Annotated in this window: 1 protein-coding gene; it reads right to left on the bottom strand. The window is 69.8% G+C overall.

What is annotated here, in order from left to right; genetic code table 11:
• On the bottom strand, positions 1-394 hold a 394-nt coding region (locus AC5Y21_RS26065; RefSeq protein ID WP_499917048.1), incomplete at both ends, for a KR domain-containing protein.

Here is a 394-nt window from a genome sequence, read left to right as displayed (position 1 = left end):
GTAACCGGTGTGGGCGCGGTCGTGGCGCAGCAGCGTCTCAAATGCATAAGCGCCTTCGTCGGCGCCGATGGCGACCCCGGTGCTGTCGGCTAGGGCGGTGGCGCGTCCGATCTGGCCCCAGGCGCCCCAGGCGATCGCGATCGCGGGCAGGCCCTGGGTGCGCTGCCAGCGGGTGAAGGCATCCAGCCAGCTGTTGGCCGCAGCATAGGCCCCTTGGCCAGGAGAGCCCACCAGCGCCGCCGCGGAGGAAAACGAGCACCACCAGTCCAACTCGTGAGCCGCCGACGCCTGGTGCAGGGCGGTGTGCAACTGCCACGCACCGGCCACTTTGGGTGCCCAGTTGCGGTGCAGCAGCTCTGTGGTGAGGTTGGCCACGGTGGCGTCTTCGACGACT

The organism is Mycobacterium sp. NGS41, from assembly GCF_059812725.1.
Note: the sequence above shows the minus strand (reverse complement) of the source record. Positions and strands in the feature narration are given on the sequence as shown.